Here is a 1,824-nt window from a genome sequence, read left to right as displayed (position 1 = left end):
ACAAGCTGATCATGTCTGTCGTTCTCCGCTGGCAGGGCGTCAAGTCAATGATGGCAGATTGCTGGGGTTTTTAGAGGCTCATTTAACAACACTGCCACTGCCACTACGCCTGGAACAAGTACTACCTTGCCGGCGTTTCTTTTTCCGTCTGGATTGAACGTAAATCTAGGTGCGGGTGGCGGATTTACCACTAGCACGGCTGGCAGTCTAGCCTATACCTTGCTGGGCTCGAACTTTAATCTGGATATCGAGCTATCGGCAATGCAGGAAGAGGGGCGTGGTGAAGTCGTATCGAACCCCCGTATCGTTACCGCTAATCAGCGAGAGGGCGTAATCAAACAGGGCCGGGAAATCGGCTATGTGACCATCAGCGGCGCGGGTGGTGCAGGCGGTGGATCGCAGGCTAACGTGCAGTTCAAGGAAGTTTTGCTTGAGTTGAGAGTGACGCCAACCATCACCAATGACAATCGCGTTTTCCTTAATATGAATGTCAAGAAGGATGAGGTTGCACGGCTCATCAATCTGCCACTGTATGGCACCGTGCCAGAAATCAATCGTCGGGAGATCAACACCGCCGTCCTGGTGGGAGATGGTGAAACCGTGGTGATCGGTGGCGTCTACGAATTCACCGATCGCGAGAGCGTCTCCAAGGTGCCGTTCCTAGGCGACATCCCGTTCCTTGGCAATTTGTTCAAAAAGCGCGGACGCAGTAAGGAGAAAGCCGAGCTGCTGGTGTTCGTGACGCCGAAGGTGTTGCGGGTGGATAGCGCCACGCCCTGATACGCGCCCATGCATGGGAAAAAGCCGCGAATAGCGGCCTTTTCTATCGCGCACCCATGCAGCGACGTTGACACGAAATAGCTATGATCTTTCAGTCAGGTGGCTGTTGAATTGGTATGAAATGGCAATTATGTGTTCAGTCCCGGCATTAGATGGATCGGGTCCACCTTGAACCGCTCGGGTTCGGATGTCCACTGCTTGCAGATGAATTCGTACGGTGTCAGACCCTTCAGGGCTTTGAGTCTGCGAGCGAAGTTGTAGGCCTCGATAAAGTTGGCCAGGTGCTGTTGCAGTTGTGCGTGATCATCGTAGTGGAAGCGTTTGAAAGTGGCTTCCTTGATGGTCCGATTCATCCGCTCGACCTGCCCGTTGGTCCAGGGATGCTTGACCTTGGTCAAGCGGTGTTGGATGCCGTGCTCCTCACAGACGCGGCTGAAGAGATGCGGGAAGGCATAGCGGTCGGAGCTGCGGTTGGTGAACTGGATACCGTTATCCGTCAGAACCGTATGCAGAGCATAGGGCACCGCCTGGATCACATTGCGCAGGAATTGCGCTGTAACCATCTTGTTGGCCGAGGCGTGCAGTTCGGTGAGCGCAAACTTTGACGTTCTGTCGATGGCCACGAACAAATAAAGCTTGCCCTCGGATGTTTGTACCTCTGCGATATCGATATGAAAGTAGCCGATCGGATCGCTTTTGAACCGCTTCTTGGCGGCTTTGTCGCCTGTAATCTCGGGGAGCCGCGAGATGTTATGGCGTTGCAGGAAGCGGTGCAGCGATGAGCGCGTCAGATGCGGAATGCTCGGCTGCAGTGCGTAGAGACAGTCGTCCAGCGGCAGCAACGCGTGCTTGCGGAAAGCGACGATCGCCGCCTCATCCTCAATGGACAACACGGTGGAACACGGCTGCCTCGGCCCGGTCGGCACATCGGCAACCGAGGTCCGCGTCTTCCACTTCGCCACCGTCTTTTAGGAGCCTCTAAAAACCCCAGCAATCTGCCATCATTGACTTGACGCCCTGCCAGCGGAGAACGACAGACATGAT

At 55.0% G+C, this 1,824-nt stretch carries 2 pseudogenes; one reads left to right on the top strand and one right to left on the bottom strand.

The features are described 5' to 3' along the window. Positions 1 to 111: 111 nt before the first annotated feature. A pseudogene (locus XpopCFBP1817_RS20590) lies at positions 112 to 780 on the top strand (type IV pilus secretin PilQ); the annotation flags it as partial. Positions 781 to 908: 128 nt separating this feature from the next. Here XpopCFBP1817_RS20590 and XpopCFBP1817_RS20585 read toward each other — a convergent pair. Next, a pseudogene (locus XpopCFBP1817_RS20585) lies at positions 909 to 1,748 on the bottom strand (IS481 family transposase); the annotation flags it as partial. Positions 1,749 to 1,824: the final 76 nt, after the last annotated feature.

Origin of the sequence: Xanthomonas populi (assembly GCF_002940065.1) — a bacterium.
In the GTDB taxonomy this organism is placed as follows: Bacteria; Pseudomonadota; Gammaproteobacteria; order Xanthomonadales; family Xanthomonadaceae; genus Xanthomonas; species Xanthomonas populi.
Note: the sequence above shows the minus strand (reverse complement) of the source record. Positions and strands in the feature narration are given on the sequence as shown.